Here is a 14,496-nt window from a genome sequence, read left to right on the forward strand (position 1 = left end):
CCATGCAAAAATCCCCCGCCGACGGGGTAGTGAACTTGTAAATTACGAACCGATACCAGTGGAGTCATAATAATTAACAATTAATAATCAAATAATGGGAGATGTCTTTAAGTTTCTCATTTACATTTAAGGTCAATATACACCGATTTAGATCAAAGGAGTTAAGATGACACAAATCCTTACCCAGACCCTTACACTGCAAGAATTCTTGCAACAGCCAGAAACAAAACCAGCGAACGAGTATATTAATGGAGAAACTATCCAGAAGCCCATGCCCAAAGGAAGACATAGCCGTTTACAGGGTAAACTTTGCGCGACAATTAATCAAGCCTGTGAAGAAGCACAAATTGCCTATGCTTTTCCAGAATTAAGGTGTAATTTTGGCACGCGATCGCTCGTTCCAGATGTCTCCATATTTCGTTGGCATCGCATACCCTTTACCTCGGAGGGTGAAGTTCCCGATAACTTTAATCTTCCTCCCGATTGGAGCATTGAAATTCTTTCCCCCGAACAGCGTCCGAATAAAGTCTTGGGTAATGTTCTGTATTGCTTAGAGCAGGGCAGTGAGCTAGGTTGGTTTATCGATCCAGGCGATCGCAGTATCTTGTGTTTCATGCCTCAGCAACAACCGATTTTATGTCAAGGCGATCGGGTGATTCCAGTTCTACCCGATCTCAACCTAACGCTCACATTAACGAAGTATTTAGCGGGTTGAAAATGGTGTGAATAACTCTGCCGGTTAGGCACTTTCTTCTAACACTTTTTCTTCCAGTAAATGACAGGCGGCGTGATGGTTGGGATGGGCAAGAGTTGTTCTTGGAACATGGGTTTGACAATGGGTAGTAGCTTGGGGACACCGGGTGTGGAAGACGCAACCGGTGGGACGTTCGAGAGGGCTAGGGATATCTCCGGGAATCGGCATGAGGGGCGCATCGCGAGCATCTAATCGAGGAATAGCTTCAATTAGACCTTGGGTATAGGGGTGTTTGGGTTCCCGGATAATGGAGCGCACGGGGCCAATTTCCATCGCTTTACCGAGATACATCACCATCACATCGGTGGAAATCTGGGAAATTACCGCTAAGTCATGGGAGATAAAGAGAATTGCCATGCCAAATTCTTGTTGTAGTTCAGCCAAGAGGTCTAGAATCTGAGCTTGAATGGTGACATCAAGGGCTGTGGTGGGTTCATCAGCAATGAGTAGCGCGGGACGCATGACTAGAGCAGAAGCAATCATGGCGCGTTGGCGCATTCCTCCAGAGAGTTGAAAGGCATATTGGTCAATTCGTAACTCTGGGTTCGTCATTCCTACGCGGTCTAACATGGCGATCGCCATTTCTCGCGCCTGTGTCCGATTTACCTTATGATGGAGGCGAATCCCCTCAATCATTTGATTGCCAATGGTATACAAGGGCGAAAACGCTGCCGAAGGCTCCTGAAAAATCATGGCAATTTCACCGCCACGAATTTGATTTAAAGTCTTGCTTTTTTCCGGCAGTTGGGCAACATCAAAGGTTTCTCCCTGTTTATTGCAGTAGAAAATATGGGAGCTGGGGTCAATTTCCGCATTACCGGGCAGTAGGCGCATCAGGGCTTTGGTGGAAACTGATTTACCCGAACCCGACTCGCCCACAATACCCAGAGTTTGACCGGGTTTAAGGGAGAAGGACAAGTCATCGACGGCAGTTATTTTACCTTCATCGGTGCGAAAGCGGATGGAAAGATTAGAAACAGTCAGTAAGGAATCAGTCATAGTGTTGGGGAATGGGAGATAGGGGAAATTACATTACCTATTACCGTCGAATGCCAGAATAGGGGTCTGCGGCATCTCGCAAACCATCACCGAGGAGAGTGAAGGACAGGACAGCAACGACGAAGAAGATTAGGGGAATGAAAAACCAGGGGGTAAGCTGAATGGCTTGAACAGTCGTCATTTCTTGCAGGAGAACACCCCAGGACATGGTAGGTCGTCGCAAACCTAGGCCGACAATGGAAAGGGCAGTTTCATCAAGGATGCGGTAAGGGAAGTTAATCACCAATTCGACAATAATGTAACTGGCAAAACCGGGAAGGAGGTGACGCGTGACGATACGCCAACCACTTGCTCCACACAGTTGAGCAGCAAGAACATATTCTTCTTCGCGGGAAGCGAGTAAGTATGAACGGATACGCCGTGCTAGGGTGGGCCAGTTAACCAGTCCCATAACTAAAGTCATGGCAAAATAGACTTGTTGGTTTGACCAGTCACGGGGAAACATGGCGGTGAGGGCCATATATAAAGGTATGGGAGGAATAACGCGCACTAAGTTAGTAAAGGCTTGAATGACGGTATCCACCCAACCGCCGATATAGCCAGCGACTCCACCAAAGAAGAGGCTGAGAATAAAGGAAATCATGATGCCTAAGAAACCGATGGTGAGGGAGGTGCGGGTGGCAAACATGACGCGACTGAAGAGGTCAAGACCGCTAGAGTCTGTACCAAAAAGATGCACTTTACCTCGGTCTACGCCGAAAAGATGGCGATCGCCAGGTATAATGCCGAAAAGCTTATATTCTCCTGCCTTGTGAAAGAAGCGCAGGTTACGCCGCACGGGTTTTCCATCTTCTTCAATAATTTCAACGATATAGCGCTTTTCCAGAACACTGTAACCACTGGTCATGTCATGGACAAAGGGCCAAAGCTGACATCCGGCACTGTCGCACAATCGGATCAGTTGGGGCGGCCCTGCGGTATAGTCAGGATTGCGATCATCTGCCAGCCCGGAGTAGGGCGCTATGAACTCAGCAAATAACGCAATGATGATAAACAGGCTCAGAACTGCTCCCCCCAAAGCTGCCAGGCGGTTGGTCTTAAAGCGCGACCAAAAGAGTTGCCATTGGGACGCGGTATAGTAATCTTCTTTGTTCTGTTTAATGTTACTTATCGGTTGATTCATCGTCCTTTTAACCTCACCCTAGGGTCAATGGCAACTACCAGCAGGTCAGAGAGAAAGTTAGCAGCGATAATAATGCTGGTGACACAAACTAAAATTCCGGCGGCTGTGTTTTGGTCAGCATCCAGGAAGGCGAGGAGGAGTTCTTGGCCAAGTTCTCCTAAAACAAGAATAGAGGCCACGATAGGAAGTTCGTTAAAGGAACGGGCAAAGTCAAAACCAATGGTCGAGACAATCGGCATCACAGCATGACGAGCAGGATATTTTATTAACATGGGCCAACCCGATAATCCTTTTGCTCGTGCCGCAGTGACGTAGAGTTTGCCTAATTCATCTTTCATTAACCCGCGCATGGTTTGCAGTTGGAAAGCGGTGGTAGACCAACCCAAGACCAGCAGAGGAATATAGGCATGGCCGAGGAAGTCGAGGAATTTGGCAAATGACCAAGGTTCATCGCGATAGGCTTGCGAGACTAAGCCGGTTACGTCTAGGTTAAAGACAAAGGCATTAAGCATCAGGAGGACAAGGGCGATCGCAAAATTCGGTAGTGCCAATCCCAAATAGGACAATAACGTAACCAACCCATCCGCGATTCCCGATTTCCTCGTGGCCACCCAAATCCCTACGGGAATCGCCACAATATAGGAAAACAACATCGCGCCAACCACCAAGACAAAGGTATAGAGAAATTTCCCTTGAAGCAGGGTATTAACGGAAGTTTCTACCCGAAAGGCAGGGCCAAAATCGAAGCGCGTGACCACATTCCACAGCCATTCCCCATAGCGAACTAAAAAGGGTCGGTCTAATCCCAAATTGGCCCGAACTTGGTCAATTTCTGCTTGGGTAATCGTTACTCCCGTCCCCGAATATTTACGGAATAGCTCCCGCTCGGCATAGTCTCCCGGCATTAGCTCAATCAGAGCATAAATCATAAAGGAGACAGCCAATAACGTTAAAATTGCTACAATAAGCCGTCCAGCCAGAAAGCGCCAAAACGCCTCATTGTTCGCACCAGATAACAGCATCAATTCTCGATAACCCTGTTTGGTTTCGTCTCAGACTTCTATACATTTACCGCACAAGTTTAAACAGAGCGTAAAGAAAAGGTTAACATTAGGCTTTGCTGGAGAAATGATTAACAATTAACAATAGGTCTGGGTCGTTGGTAATCAGCGCTATACAATCAAAAGCATTCCTAGAGCATGAGGTTAAGTGTGATGAAGCACATGGTTGAGTTTTCTTTAGACGAGGGGGAATCCATCTTTGTGGAAGTGGAAGAAGCAGAACCCGTAGACGATCGCATCGGTATCGCTCCCCAGGTTACCACAAGAGGGCAACGCAGCTTTGAGGCGGCGATCGCCAAAATCAAGCCAGTAGCGAATACCGTTATCCGTCAAGTCCGCAGCTTGAACGAGCCAGCCGATGAAGTAGAAGTCAAGTTTGGACTGAAAATGAGCGCGGAATTCGGTGCGGTGATTGCATCAGGGAATGCCGAAGTACATTACGAAATTACACTGAAGTGGAAGCAATAATTGCCCCATTCCCTATTCCCCATTCCCCATTCCCCATTCCCTTAGGAAAATGGGAAAGATGGCAAGACTACATTATATTAAGTTATAGGGTGCGCGATATTATGGAAGAGTCCTTAGCTGAAGAGCTTCATCCTTTCACCCATGGTCAATTCAACCCATTCTTCTCCCTCTCTCTCTTCTGAAACCTTTTCTGAAGTCTCCAAGTCTCTCTCTCCCCTCATTCTCGAGGAATGGCCAGTTTTAGACTCTGAGCAATTATCCGAAAGCCAAACAGATTTAGAGGCAACTATCCAATATATTGCCAGTCGTACAGAACGGACAAAAGCTTTAATTCGCCGGCATTTAGCAGAACTTTATCAGGTTTGGCAAACGGACTCAGCCAATGGACAGGATAACCCTTCCACCTCAGAACCCTCCAAATCTCCGGTTTTATCCCAGGTCGATCAAACCCTGAAACTCTTAGAAAAACGTACCGAAAAATTGGTTGCCCAATTTGAAGAGGATGTCCTCCCGAAGGTGAGTGAAAAGGCTAAAGAACATGTGGGAACCAGTTTATTAACCGCATTGGGCGTTGGCTTTATTCTGGGATTACTGGTCGCAGGAGGTGGGCGTGGCCGTTCATGAACTCTTAGATGGCCTACAAGTTTACCTCACCCGTGGGGTGCGTTTGCTGCGAGTGCTGGTTGACATGCACCAAGACCTGGCTGTGCGGGAAGCGACCCAAGAACAGCAACGATTAATTCAGGGACTGTTGATCTTACTGGTGGGAACCGGCCTATTAATGACTGGAATTGCCCTGTTGCAAGTGACCGTTGTGGTGACTTTACAGCATTTAGGACTGGGTTGGTTGGCTGCTATTGCTCTGACGGCCCTGGTAGACTTGCTATTTGGCCTGATCTTAATGCAATGGGGGTCTCAAAGATTACAAGGTCCCTACATGCGCGAAACCCGCGATCGCCTCCTGAAAACGACTCAAACGTTACTGCAAGATGACCCGGATGCCGGTTATTTCTAGTGCTGTTTCTAGTAGCGTAGTGGGCTGTCTCATCTAAAGTAGGGTATTGGGTACAATTCGTTGTAAGGCTTTAGCGCTCTGAATATTTTAGCGCTAAAGCCCCTACTCTCAGGAATCAGTCTAATTACAGACTTTGCACAAATTTACTTAACCGCTCCATGCCTTTTTCGATGGAAGTCATATCCGTGGCATAGGAAAGGCGAATATGATCGTCGGCACCAAAGGCAACACCGGGAATGGTCGCTACATTATAGTTATCTAGGAACTGAGTGCAGAAATCGGTGGATTTAAGACCCGCTTCGCCGATGTTGACATAGACATAAAACGCGCCTTTGGGTTCACTCACAGATAACTTGGGAATGGCTTGAATGCGCTCAATAATTACTTTGCGCCGTTCATCAAAGGCAAGGCGCATTTTTTCTACACAGTCTTGGGAAGATTCCAAAGCGGCGATCGCCCCATATTGGGCAAAGGTGCAAACGTTTGAGGTACTATGACCTTGAATGGTATTGCAGGCCTTAATCAGTTCCACAGGGGCCGCCAAATAGCCAACTCGCCAACCCGTCATCGCATAGGCTTTGGCAAACCCATTACTAATAATGGTGCGCTCAAACGCTTCTGGACTCGCAGCGCCAATACTCAGATGAACGGCTCCATCATAGAGAATTTTTTCATAAATCTCGTCGGAGACCACCCACAGATTATTTTTGACCACCACTTCCGCTAAAGCCTTGATTTCTTCTGGAGTGTAAACCATTCCCGTGGGGTTCGAGGGGGAGTTGAGAACAAACAGTTTGGTATTGGGGGTAATAGCGTTTTGCAATTGTTCTGGCGTAATTTTGTAACCAGTAGCTGCCTCTGTCGTCACTAAAACCGATTTTCCTCCGGCTAAAGCAACCATTTCTGGATAACTCACCCAATAGGGAATGGGAATAATCACCTCATCTCCCGGTTCAATCAAGGCCATCATCAGGTTATAGAGAGAATGTTTCCCCCCATTGGTGACAATGATATTTTCGGGTTGGTAGTTGAGATTGTTATCTTTCTTTAACTTTTTGACGATCGCCTCTTTCAGCTTGGGTTCTCCTGATGCTGGGCCATATTTGGTTTTCCCTTCATCAAGAGCTTTTTGTGCAGCCGCTTTAATGTGGTCGGGGGTATCAAAGTCTGGTTCTCCAGCACTAAAGCTACACACATCTAACCCGGAAGCTTTCATTTTCTTGGCTTTAGCGCTGATCGCTAAGGTTAATGAGGGGGTTACTTGTGCTACACGAGATGCTAACTTCATAGTTGCTCCAGATCCTTCTTTTATGTTGATTAAGGGCGATACTCCTGCCCAGTCGCTTCGCGACCGCCAACTGTCTATTCTGGCAGAGAATATCACTTTGCCTAGAGAGATTCAACTTTTTTTAGCCTTTGAGTTTGTAACGTAATTCTTACATTCGGTAATCCAAGTTACTAATACTTGTGTGAAGTTAATTTAAATAAAAACTGGAAACGCAAGGTTTTTTGAACTGATGTGTGGAAAGTCCCTGAACTGACCCAATTTGCTGCACACTATTGTTTATTTCTCGACAGGAGTTGTCGTTATGCGTCACTTACATCACTGTTATGAGATTTTAGAAGTGGCTCCTAACGCTAGTTTGGAGGAAATTCACCAAAACTACAAGGATTTAGTGATGGTCTGGCATCCCGACCGTTTTGTTCATAATCCCCGCCTTTATCACAAAGCCCAAGAAAAAATAAAACAACTCAATGAAGCCTACGAGCAGTTGAAGTCTCAAAGAAATTTAGTGATGGCATCAGTACATCAGAGCGATCGCGCCTGGGCAAGGGCAAAACCCTCTGCACCAAACCCTTATGAGCCATCTGGCTTTTCCCAAGCTAGAAGAGAAGATTATAACCGGGCATTAGATGACTATATTCGTCATCATAGCCGAGATATGCAAAACTGGTTAGATTAGACTTTTTGTAGAAGTCAGGCAATAGAGAGGGAATAGGTAGCAATAGAGAGGGAATAGGTAAGAGTCTATTCGTCGCGCAATGGTGATGTCAGAACTTTGGGTAACGATCGCAACCGAGAATGTAGAAACCTTAAGGGATTTTTATAGTTGTGTGCTGAACACTCAAGCACAGCGAGAAATTCCAGGGGTGTATGCGGAATTTGTCATTGGGGGGTTGCGCTTGGGATTATTTCGACCCCGCGATCGCCAAGAATTTCACTCTTCTACCCCAGGAGCCATGAGTTTATGTTTAGAAGTCGAGGATATTGAGGACGCGATCATCGGTCTCAGTCATTTAGGTTACCCTCCTCCTGGAGCCATTCAAACCGCTTCCCATGGCCGAGAAATTTATGCCTATGATCCGGATGGGAATCGCTTGATTATTCATGAAAATTTGTAAATTTCCTTAAGAGATTTGGGGGCGATTGCGCCTACAGATTAGTTTTTGCACTTTAGTAAATGCTGTAACACTTTCTGACCAACCAGGCTGGGATAATCAACTCATACCTAATCCTAAAACATCGGTTCGGAGCGATATTATATGTCCACAGAAAATGTAGAAAAATTGCTCGAGGCGGGCGGACAAGATCCTAAAATTCGGGAAGAATACGACAAAACTCAGAGTAAAGATGAATTTGTCGAGAAGGCCAACAAGGATGGATACAAATTTACAATCGAGGAACTGAATCAGGTACTCAAGGAGTACGGCAATTCCTTTGAACTTTCGGGCTTCCCGCCCCGACGATTCATTTGGTTGAAATAACATCGAACTGTTTGTCCCCTCTAAAGATGGGAGCGTTCTTAGCAGCCAAGCCCTGGGTTCTTAAACAAACCTCAGTTTAGTACGGCTTTACAGGAAGCCGCAGGGACGATAGCGGTGGAAATTGGGTTAATGGTTCATCAAGATCTGTAATTTTCCTTAAGACATTGGCGACCCAACACTCTTACAATTGAGTAAAACCGTGAATCTAGCTCCCTTTGATTAAAATGCCCAATTCTCCTGTCGTCTCTTATCAAATTCTCAGCGATCGCAGCCAATACAAACCTTGTAAGATCAACGTCCCCGATCTCGATCGTCCCATTGCTGCCATTCGAGTCAACCAAACCTACTATAGTCTCTTTCAAGTTATTCCAGACAGCCAACGCGCCGAAACCATCGCCGAACGCCTCACTCAGCGAGGAGATGAAGTCATGATTACCCCTACTCCCAAAGGAAGTGCCCTTTGGGTCAAAGAAGCTCAAGGGTCTCCCGTTTCCCGTTCTACCAAAAAAGCACAGAACGCTCAAACCCCTGCCAAGCCTCCAGAACCGCCCTATAAAATTCTCAATTCTCCAGAAGATTATCAACTTGGGTATATTCAAGTCCCTGACTTAAATGATTCCCTAGAAGCAATTGAATGTGAGAACCAATATTACAGTCTCTTTAAGAGCTTTCCTGATATTCATCAAGCCTCAGAAATAGCTCTGCGTCTAGCCAAGAAGGGAGATAAAATCTTGATTATCCCCAACTCTCCCCAATTTACCCTTTGGATTTTAGAGCCAGATGCCCAGTGGTTAGCTTCTCGATAGACGGAGTAAGCTAGAGTAGACGCAACCTTTAACTGTCCTCTAAAATTCCCGGTAATACTTCTCCTACTTGGGTATTTAGCACTTCCATATCCTCTTGATCTTTAGCACTAAAACTGGTCTTAAATTGCTCGGGTGCTTGGGGCCAAGTGCTAGGATCGTAGGCTGGAAATTGTCCGGGTTTGCGTTTATTCACTAACTGGGTGACTCCCAAGGGTTCCCCATCTTTGGATAACACTGGCATACAAAGCAAACTAGACGTTCTATAGCCCGTTTTTTTATCCGTTTGTTGGGCAATTTCCGACCCCGGATAATCGTATAAGTCAAAGGGAATATTTAAGGGTTGTCCTGTCAGAGCAACACGACCGGCAAACCCTTCTCCCATGGGAATGCGAATATCAATTAAGGAGCCATCGCTTTGAGGTAATTTAGTCCATAGTTGTTTATTGGCTCGATCGATTAACCAAAGGGTAGAGCGGTCAGCATCGGTTAGGGTTTTGGCGGCTTGCATCACATTACGAATAATCTCTTCTGCGGAACTACTACTGCTTTTAATCAGATTAATCGCGTGAGTTAATGGATCGACAGTTAGACCCGATTTTTTCAAGGTGGGGATGTCAGTATAGAAGGATTGGAAGCCTTGGAGAATGGGGGAGATCAATTGGGTATACTCTTGCACGCGATCGGCATCGGCGCGGTTAAAGCCTTTGGGATCGAGACGACCTTCCGTCTGTTTGTTAAATAAGCGAACGACTCCGACTACTTCCTTCTGATCGTTGACTAGGGGAAATAAGAATAACTGGCTATAATTAGCGATTTTACCAGCTCCTTGAATGACTAAGGGATCGGCTAAATTTCCCAGTTTATTAGTTCCCTTAAAATCTTGGCTACTGACTATTGTTTTGGCTAACCCTTGCTCTGTCGAAACAGTAATCAATTTAGGTTTTTTCTGGGCATCTAAAATGGCAGACCAAAGGTTATTCCGGCTAGAATCCAGAATAAATAATGTGGCTTTCGCTACTCCGATCGCCTGTTCTACAGAAGTGTGCAGAGGTTGGAGAAAATGAGCTAAAGAGTGGTAAGCGGCTTCCTGGTTGGATGCTCGATCCAGCTCCATTTGACTGAGTAAAACTAAGCTTTGCTGGGTCACCTCAGTGGGATTAATTTGCGCTTGTTTCTTCAAGCTTTCATGGCTTCTAATGAACTGGAGTAGTACCGCTACCCGTTCATTAAATAACTGCATCGTTTGTTGATCGTTGCGGTCAAAACTGGCTTTTAAATAATCAGGAACTGCTGGCCAATCCTCTTTGTTATATTCGGGATGATTACCTGGCTTACGCTTATTGACTAATTGGGTAATACCGAGTAATTCGCCTTCCGGACTTTCGATTGGCATACAGAGTAAACTACACGTCCGATAGCGAGTTTGAGAATCGGTGCGTTTTGCATTTTCAGCATTGGGGTCATTGTAGAGATCAAAGGGAATATTTAAGGTGTGCCGAGTTTGGGCAACTTCACCAACAAATCCGACTCCAATTGCACATCGAATCCTCCCTTTTCCAGGTAACTCTGTCCATAAATCCCCAGCTTGAGGGTCATGTAACCAGAGGGTGGAGCGGTCAGCATTCATCAGTTTTTTGGCCGTATTCATTACCCGATGTAATACGGTTTGAGTGTCTAGGTTAATCTGATCGAGCGATCGCGTTGCTTCCGTAAGTGCTGCCGTTGCCCGTAACTTTTTAGTCGCTTTATAGGAGGATTGACACGCTTGCAGAATCTGACGAATGGGAAGCACACATTTGACTAAGCGCTCTAAATCTTTGCGGGTAAACCCTTGCACTGGACGCGAGGGACTATTGGGAATTTTGGGTGCAATTTTATTGAGCAGTTGAATCACTGCTACCACATTCTTTTGCTCATCTAAAATTGGAAAGGCTAAAATATTGCGAGTGCGATAATTATACTTTTGATCGTATTCTTTCACCAACTTACATCGGGGGTCTTCATACACATTGTTGGGAATATTAATCACCCGCTTGAGTTGGGCGACTCCTCCAGCAATGCCTTCGCCAACCCGGACATGAATATCGAGGAATTCACCCTGTTCATTTTGAGCCACCAAAGACCATAACTCTGTTTTTTCATCATTGAGCAAAAAGATGGTAGTCCGCTCGGCCCGGAGCAACTGGCCGACGGTAGAAGTCACATCTCGCAGCACTTCATATAGGGCTTGGGCCGATTGATGGCCTTCTTCGGGGGTTTGTCCTTCTGAAAGGAAATCGACTTGAGAAACCAGTAATTTCCGCTCGAGTTGGGTAAAGGTTTTCAGGAATTCGGTTTCATCGACTTCTAACTCGGTTTCAATGGTTTCGATCGCCTTCTCAACCCACTGAGCATTAAAAATTCCGGCATAGATACGGTTATGGATTAATAAACGCCCTTGTTCGCGCATGGCTAATCCCATGGTCCGTAACTCGCGCTGTTCCGGACTCTCATTAGCCGGTATCCCTTTGTCTGCTAATACTTGTTCATACAGTCGAAGCAAGTTCAAGGTTGCCGGTTGGGGTTGTAAGAGGCGATCGCGAATACTGCGTAAATGTTTTAATTCTTCATTGTTTTCCCAATTCTGAATTAATTCCCTTTGCACTAACTTAGAAATCCATTCTTCTTCGCGAGCCACGATTGGTACATCCTCAGAATCTGCGATCGCCTGACAAACGGCTATTGTCAATAGAGGGTGAGCAGCCGTCCAGAAAAATATCGTCGAAATCAGAGTACGATAATTCCGGGTTTTGGCTCTCATTCCCCTGGCCAAATCCAGGCCAGTAGCGTATTTTGAAGAAGGAGTCAGGGAGTGGCTCTCATTGGCGATCATATCGTGCAACCCGATCTGAATGGATTTAGCTATGCAATCAATCTCAATGATACCCTGATTGTACAAGGCCTTCTTTTGGCAAGAGATTAAACCCATGCAAGAGATTCAAGGAACCACCCGTTTACTGGGTATTATTGGCGATCCGATTAAGCATTCGCGATCGCCGGTGATGCAAAATGCCGCCCTTTCCCATCTAGGCGCTGATTATGTCTATGTCCCCTTTCCTGTTATCAAAGACCAATTGGAGGTTGTCTTACAGGGATTTCAAGCGGTTGGGGTGGTTGGGTTTAATGTCACTATTCCCCACAAAAGAGCAATTATGCCCTATCTCTCCCAAATTTCCCCAGTTGCCCAAGCTGTGGGTGCAGTGAATACGGTTTGGCGAACGGAACGGGGATGGGAAGGAACCAATACGGATGTTTTGGGATTTATTGCTCCTTTGAAAGAGGAGCATCAGAAGTGGTCTAATGCACAAGTGGTGATTTTAGGCAATGGCGGATCGGCGCGAGCGGTGGTTGCTGGTTGTTTGGAGTTAGGGGTTGAGCGATTGCATGTGGTAGGGCGTAATCTTGAGCGTTTGCAAGCCTTTCAACAGAGTTGGTCAAGTCCTGTGATGATTCATCAATGGCCTGAGTTACCGGATTTATTATCGGAAACGACAGTATTGGTCAATACTACACCCATCGGTATGTCTCCTAATGTCAATGAGACTCCGGTAGATCGGGAACTCTTGGCTCGGTTGCCTCAAGGAGCCATATTATATGATTTAATTTATAATCCTCGTCCGACTCGTTTTTTACAATTGGGGCGAGAGATCGATCTGCTCACGATTGATGGCACAGAAATGTTAGTCCAGCAAGGAGCAGCCGCTCTACAATTATGGCTTGATGAACCCACTCCGGTTGGGGTGATGCGTCAAGCGCTCTTGGATGCTTTGTAAACAGGCAATAGGGAAAATAGATATCTAGTCAATAATCGTTTGAAGAGGACTGAGTATGACAATTTCTAGTGTTGCTAAAGTCTGGACAGATGATGAGTTTATGGCGCTACCCGGTGATGAGCATCGTTACGAGTTGGTGAATGGGGAGTTAGTCGATATGGGAAATTCGGGAATGGAGCATGGCTATGTGGCCTGTCTTTTGGTCGCTGAATTGATGGCTTTTGTGCGCCAAAATAGATTAGGGGCGGTGTGTGATTCGAGTACCGCATTTACCTTAAAAGAGGGGAATCGGCGATCGCCCGATATTTCTTTTATCAGTCGTGACAGATTGAAGGGATTAAGCCGTCCACCCCGTGGATTTTTTCAGGGATCGCCCGATATAGGAGTGGAAATTTTGTCCCCAGGAAATACAGTAGAGGAAATGCATACCAAGATCGTAGAGTATTTCCAGAATCAGACGCGCCTGTTGTGGATGATTCATCCTGATGAACGGTATATCTTGGTTTATCATTCTCCTGAGCCAGATCGTCTCTTGCGGGTGGGAGATACACTTGATGGAGAGGATGTGATAGTGGGGTTTTCGATGGCAGTATCAGACTTATTCGAGCCATGGGATTTTTAATCAAGTTTTAGAAATTGTGAATGTTACGAATAGATGGAGAAACTGTAAATGGGCGAAAAATTTGTGAATTATCAGGTTAAGAGTAGTTCTCTATCTGTTTTCTCTATATCTGATATATGTGAAGCCGTAAAAAAAATTACCAAAAGTCAAGCTTACATAACGCCTGAAAAGAATGGATGGTTCTCCATATACGATCGGACATCCGAGGAATTTATCTATCATGAGATAAGTGCTTTTGCACAAAAAGTATCAGAGGCACTGTCATCGACTGTATTTGCATTCATTGTATTAAGTGGGATTAACTTTATTTACTTGCTGTACGACTCTGGAGAGTTAATAGATGAATTCTATGACGATCCTGAATCATTCACTTTTGGTTATGAATATGTTAATGATAAAATTCGGAAGCAGTTCCAAGGAAATCCTCAAAAAATCTTGACCTATTGCGTAGAAGGAACAACTCTACAGGATCTTTTGCATTTTTTTGATATTTGCAAAAAAAACGAAATGGACCACTATGACGGTAAAAAAATACAGTACTATGGCATGGATGCTGTTGAGGAATTCGTAGTTTTTTTGGGAATTGATGAAGAAAGAGCAACAACTGGATACAAATATTTGGAGGACGATAAATTTTATGGTACGGGTTTAGAGATGGAAGATGCCGAAGATTTTATATTAGTAGAAGCCTCATCTATCTAATTGCCACCCGATCGCTGTTAAAGAATGCCATTGTTCAGCAGAATCCTAGAAATATAGCGTTTCTCTCTTCTATGAGGTACAGCTTGAAGCCTTAGAACCTAAGCTATACACGCTATTGCTAGAGAGCCTATTGCCTAGCACGAAGCGCTACAGAGGTATGGCTGGTATCTTTCAAAAATCACAGCGCTTTGCGAGATAATGAGGTACAGTCACCTGAATTCGGGATAAACAGCGACTCTTTCCTAAGAGTTCCCTCCTATACGAGGGAGCGACTCATTGAACGTTACTGGCATCAGATCGAGTCAATC

The 14,496-nt window shown here is 45.4% G+C and carries 16 protein-coding genes; 11 read left to right on the top strand and 5 right to left on the bottom strand.

What is annotated here, in order from left to right:
• The first annotated feature begins 166 nt into the window (after positions 1 to 166).
• Positions 167 to 715 carry a Uma2 family endonuclease gene (locus AC3A14_RS20915; RefSeq protein ID WP_487779141.1) on the top strand — a complete coding sequence of 183 codons (549 nt, stop codon included), beginning with the start codon at positions 167 to 169 and terminating at the stop codon, positions 713 to 715.
• Positions 716 to 739: 24 nt separating this feature from the next.
• Here AC3A14_RS20915 and AC3A14_RS20920 read toward each other — a convergent pair whose 3' ends face one another.
• From AC3A14_RS20920 to AC3A14_RS20930, 3 genes are read right to left on the bottom strand one after another with little or no spacing between them, the layout of a single operon-like run.
• Positions 740 to 1,753, bottom strand: coding sequence for an ABC transporter ATP-binding protein (locus AC3A14_RS20920; protein ID WP_318698957.1), 1,014 nt, complete (start codon positions 1,751 to 1,753; stop codon positions 740 to 742).
• 40 nt (positions 1,754 to 1,793) lie between these two features.
• Complete coding sequence (locus AC3A14_RS20925; RefSeq protein WP_318733036.1) at positions 1,794 to 2,936, bottom strand: ABC transporter permease; 1,143 nt, start codon at positions 2,934 to 2,936, stop codon at positions 1,794 to 1,796.
• Positions 2,933 to 3,958, bottom strand: a complete 1,026-nt coding sequence (locus AC3A14_RS20930; RefSeq protein ID WP_318698959.1) for an ABC transporter permease — start codon at positions 3,956 to 3,958, stop codon at positions 2,933 to 2,935. Before AC3A14_RS20930 ends, AC3A14_RS20925 begins: the two co-directional genes overlap by 4 nt.
• Before the next feature lie 201 nt (positions 3,959 to 4,159).
• Here AC3A14_RS20930 and AC3A14_RS20935 point away from each other — a divergent pair, with 201 nt between their 5' ends.
• The 3 genes from AC3A14_RS20935 to AC3A14_RS20945 all read left to right on the top strand — a co-directional run bounded on the left by AC3A14_RS20935 (position 4,160) and on the right by AC3A14_RS20945 (position 5,480).
• Complete coding sequence (locus tag AC3A14_RS20935; RefSeq protein WP_318698960.1) at positions 4,160 to 4,465, top strand: CU044_2847 family protein; 306 nt, start codon at positions 4,160 to 4,162, stop codon at positions 4,463 to 4,465.
• A 141-nt stretch (positions 4,466 to 4,606) separates the two neighbouring features.
• Positions 4,607 to 5,089 (top strand): hypothetical protein, encoded by a 483-nt coding sequence (locus tag AC3A14_RS20940; protein WP_318698961.1) that lies wholly within the window; start codon positions 4,607 to 4,609, stop codon positions 5,087 to 5,089.
• Positions 5,076 to 5,480 carry a phage holin family protein gene (locus AC3A14_RS20945; RefSeq protein WP_318733037.1) on the top strand — a complete coding sequence of 135 codons (405 nt, stop codon included), beginning with the start codon at positions 5,076 to 5,078 and terminating at the stop codon, positions 5,478 to 5,480. Before AC3A14_RS20940 ends, AC3A14_RS20945 begins: the two co-directional genes overlap by 14 nt.
• Before the next feature lie 124 nt (positions 5,481 to 5,604).
• Here AC3A14_RS20945 and AC3A14_RS20950 read toward each other — a convergent pair whose 3' ends face one another.
• The gene (locus AC3A14_RS20950) at positions 5,605 to 6,768 is read right to left on the bottom strand and encodes a pyridoxal phosphate-dependent aminotransferase (RefSeq protein ID WP_318733038.1); all 1,164 of its coding nucleotides are present in this window, start codon (positions 6,766 to 6,768) and stop codon (positions 5,605 to 5,607) included.
• 301 nt (positions 6,769 to 7,069) lie between these two features.
• Between AC3A14_RS20950 and AC3A14_RS20955 the strand changes: the two genes are divergently transcribed.
• From AC3A14_RS20955 to AC3A14_RS20970, 4 genes are all read left to right on the top strand, one after another.
• Positions 7,070 to 7,444, top strand: coding sequence for a J domain-containing protein (locus AC3A14_RS20955; protein WP_318733039.1), 375 nt, complete (start codon positions 7,070 to 7,072; stop codon positions 7,442 to 7,444).
• A gap of 85 nt (positions 7,445 to 7,529) precedes the next feature.
• On the top strand, positions 7,530 to 7,883 hold the full coding sequence (locus AC3A14_RS20960; protein WP_487779142.1) for a VOC family protein: 354 nt from the start codon (positions 7,530 to 7,532) through the stop codon (positions 7,881 to 7,883).
• A gap of 141 nt (positions 7,884 to 8,024) precedes the next feature.
• Positions 8,025 to 8,246 (top strand): Nif11-like leader peptide family natural product precursor, encoded by a 222-nt coding sequence (locus AC3A14_RS20965; RefSeq protein ID WP_271944602.1) that lies wholly within the window; start codon positions 8,025 to 8,027, stop codon positions 8,244 to 8,246.
• Positions 8,247 to 8,470: 224 nt separating this feature from the next.
• On the top strand, positions 8,471 to 9,052 hold the full coding sequence (locus tag AC3A14_RS20970) for a hypothetical protein (protein WP_318733041.1): 582 nt from the start codon (positions 8,471 to 8,473) through the stop codon (positions 9,050 to 9,052).
• A 28-nt stretch (positions 9,053 to 9,080) separates the two neighbouring features.
• On the opposite strand, the gene AC3A14_RS20975 is transcribed toward AC3A14_RS20970, so the two are convergent.
• On the bottom strand, positions 9,081 to 11,852 hold the full coding sequence (locus tag AC3A14_RS20975; protein ID WP_318733042.1) for a GAF domain-containing protein: 2,772 nt from the start codon (positions 11,850 to 11,852) through the stop codon (positions 9,081 to 9,083).
• 166 nt (positions 11,853 to 12,018) lie between these two features.
• Between AC3A14_RS20975 and AC3A14_RS20980 the strand changes: the two genes are divergently transcribed.
• From AC3A14_RS20980 to AC3A14_RS20990, 3 genes are read left to right on the top strand one after another with little or no spacing between them, the layout of a single operon-like run.
• On the top strand, positions 12,019 to 12,864 hold the full coding sequence (locus AC3A14_RS20980; protein ID WP_487779143.1) for a shikimate dehydrogenase: 846 nt from the start codon (positions 12,019 to 12,021) through the stop codon (positions 12,862 to 12,864).
• A gap of 55 nt (positions 12,865 to 12,919) precedes the next feature.
• Positions 12,920 to 13,486: a Uma2 family endonuclease gene (locus tag AC3A14_RS20985; RefSeq protein ID WP_318733044.1), complete on the top strand. Its 567-nt coding sequence runs from the start codon at positions 12,920 to 12,922 to the stop codon at positions 13,484 to 13,486.
• A 48-nt stretch (positions 13,487 to 13,534) separates the two neighbouring features.
• Positions 13,535 to 14,188: a hypothetical protein gene (locus tag AC3A14_RS20990; protein ID WP_318733045.1), complete on the top strand. Its 654-nt coding sequence runs from the start codon at positions 13,535 to 13,537 to the stop codon at positions 14,186 to 14,188.
• The last annotated feature ends 308 nt before the right edge of the window (positions 14,189 to 14,496 follow it).

The sequence above is a fragment of the Roseofilum sp. genome (genome assembly GCF_982964205.1).

Excerpts from the sequence above, each read along its gene's own strand:
- AC3A14_RS20915 (WP_487779141.1), top strand. The coding sequence starts at position 167 with ATGACACAAATCCTTACCCAGACCCTTACACTGCAAGAATTCTTGCAA.
- AC3A14_RS20920 (WP_318698957.1), bottom strand. The coding sequence starts at position 1,753 with ATGACTGATTCCTTACTGACTGTTTCTAATCTTTCCATCCGCTTTCGC.
- AC3A14_RS20925 (WP_318733036.1), bottom strand. The coding sequence starts at position 2,936 with ATGAATCAACCGATAAGTAACATTAAACAGAACAAAGAAGATTACTAT.
- AC3A14_RS20930 (WP_318698959.1), bottom strand. The coding sequence starts at position 3,958 with ATGCTGTTATCTGGTGCGAACAATGAGGCGTTTTGGCGCTTTCTGGCT.
- AC3A14_RS20935 (WP_318698960.1), top strand. The coding sequence starts at position 4,160 with ATGGTTGAGTTTTCTTTAGACGAGGGGGAATCCATCTTTGTGGAAGTG.
- AC3A14_RS20940 (WP_318698961.1), top strand. The coding sequence starts at position 4,607 with ATGGTCAATTCAACCCATTCTTCTCCCTCTCTCTCTTCTGAAACCTTT.
- AC3A14_RS20950 (WP_318733038.1), bottom strand. The coding sequence starts at position 6,768 with ATGAAGTTAGCATCTCGTGTAGCACAAGTAACCCCCTCATTAACCTTA.
- AC3A14_RS20955 (WP_318733039.1), top strand. The coding sequence starts at position 7,070 with ATGCGTCACTTACATCACTGTTATGAGATTTTAGAAGTGGCTCCTAAC.
- AC3A14_RS20960 (WP_487779142.1), top strand. The coding sequence starts at position 7,530 with ATGTCAGAACTTTGGGTAACGATCGCAACCGAGAATGTAGAAACCTTA.
- AC3A14_RS20965 (WP_271944602.1), top strand. The coding sequence starts at position 8,025 with ATGTCCACAGAAAATGTAGAAAAATTGCTCGAGGCGGGCGGACAAGAT.
- AC3A14_RS20970 (WP_318733041.1), top strand. The coding sequence starts at position 8,471 with ATGCCCAATTCTCCTGTCGTCTCTTATCAAATTCTCAGCGATCGCAGC.
- AC3A14_RS20975 (WP_318733042.1), bottom strand. The coding sequence starts at position 11,852 with ATGAGAGCCAAAACCCGGAATTATCGTACTCTGATTTCGACGATATTT.
- AC3A14_RS20980 (WP_487779143.1), top strand. The coding sequence starts at position 12,019 with ATGCAAGAGATTCAAGGAACCACCCGTTTACTGGGTATTATTGGCGAT.
- AC3A14_RS20985 (WP_318733044.1), top strand. The coding sequence starts at position 12,920 with ATGACAATTTCTAGTGTTGCTAAAGTCTGGACAGATGATGAGTTTATG.
- AC3A14_RS20990 (WP_318733045.1), top strand. The coding sequence starts at position 13,535 with ATGGGCGAAAAATTTGTGAATTATCAGGTTAAGAGTAGTTCTCTATCT.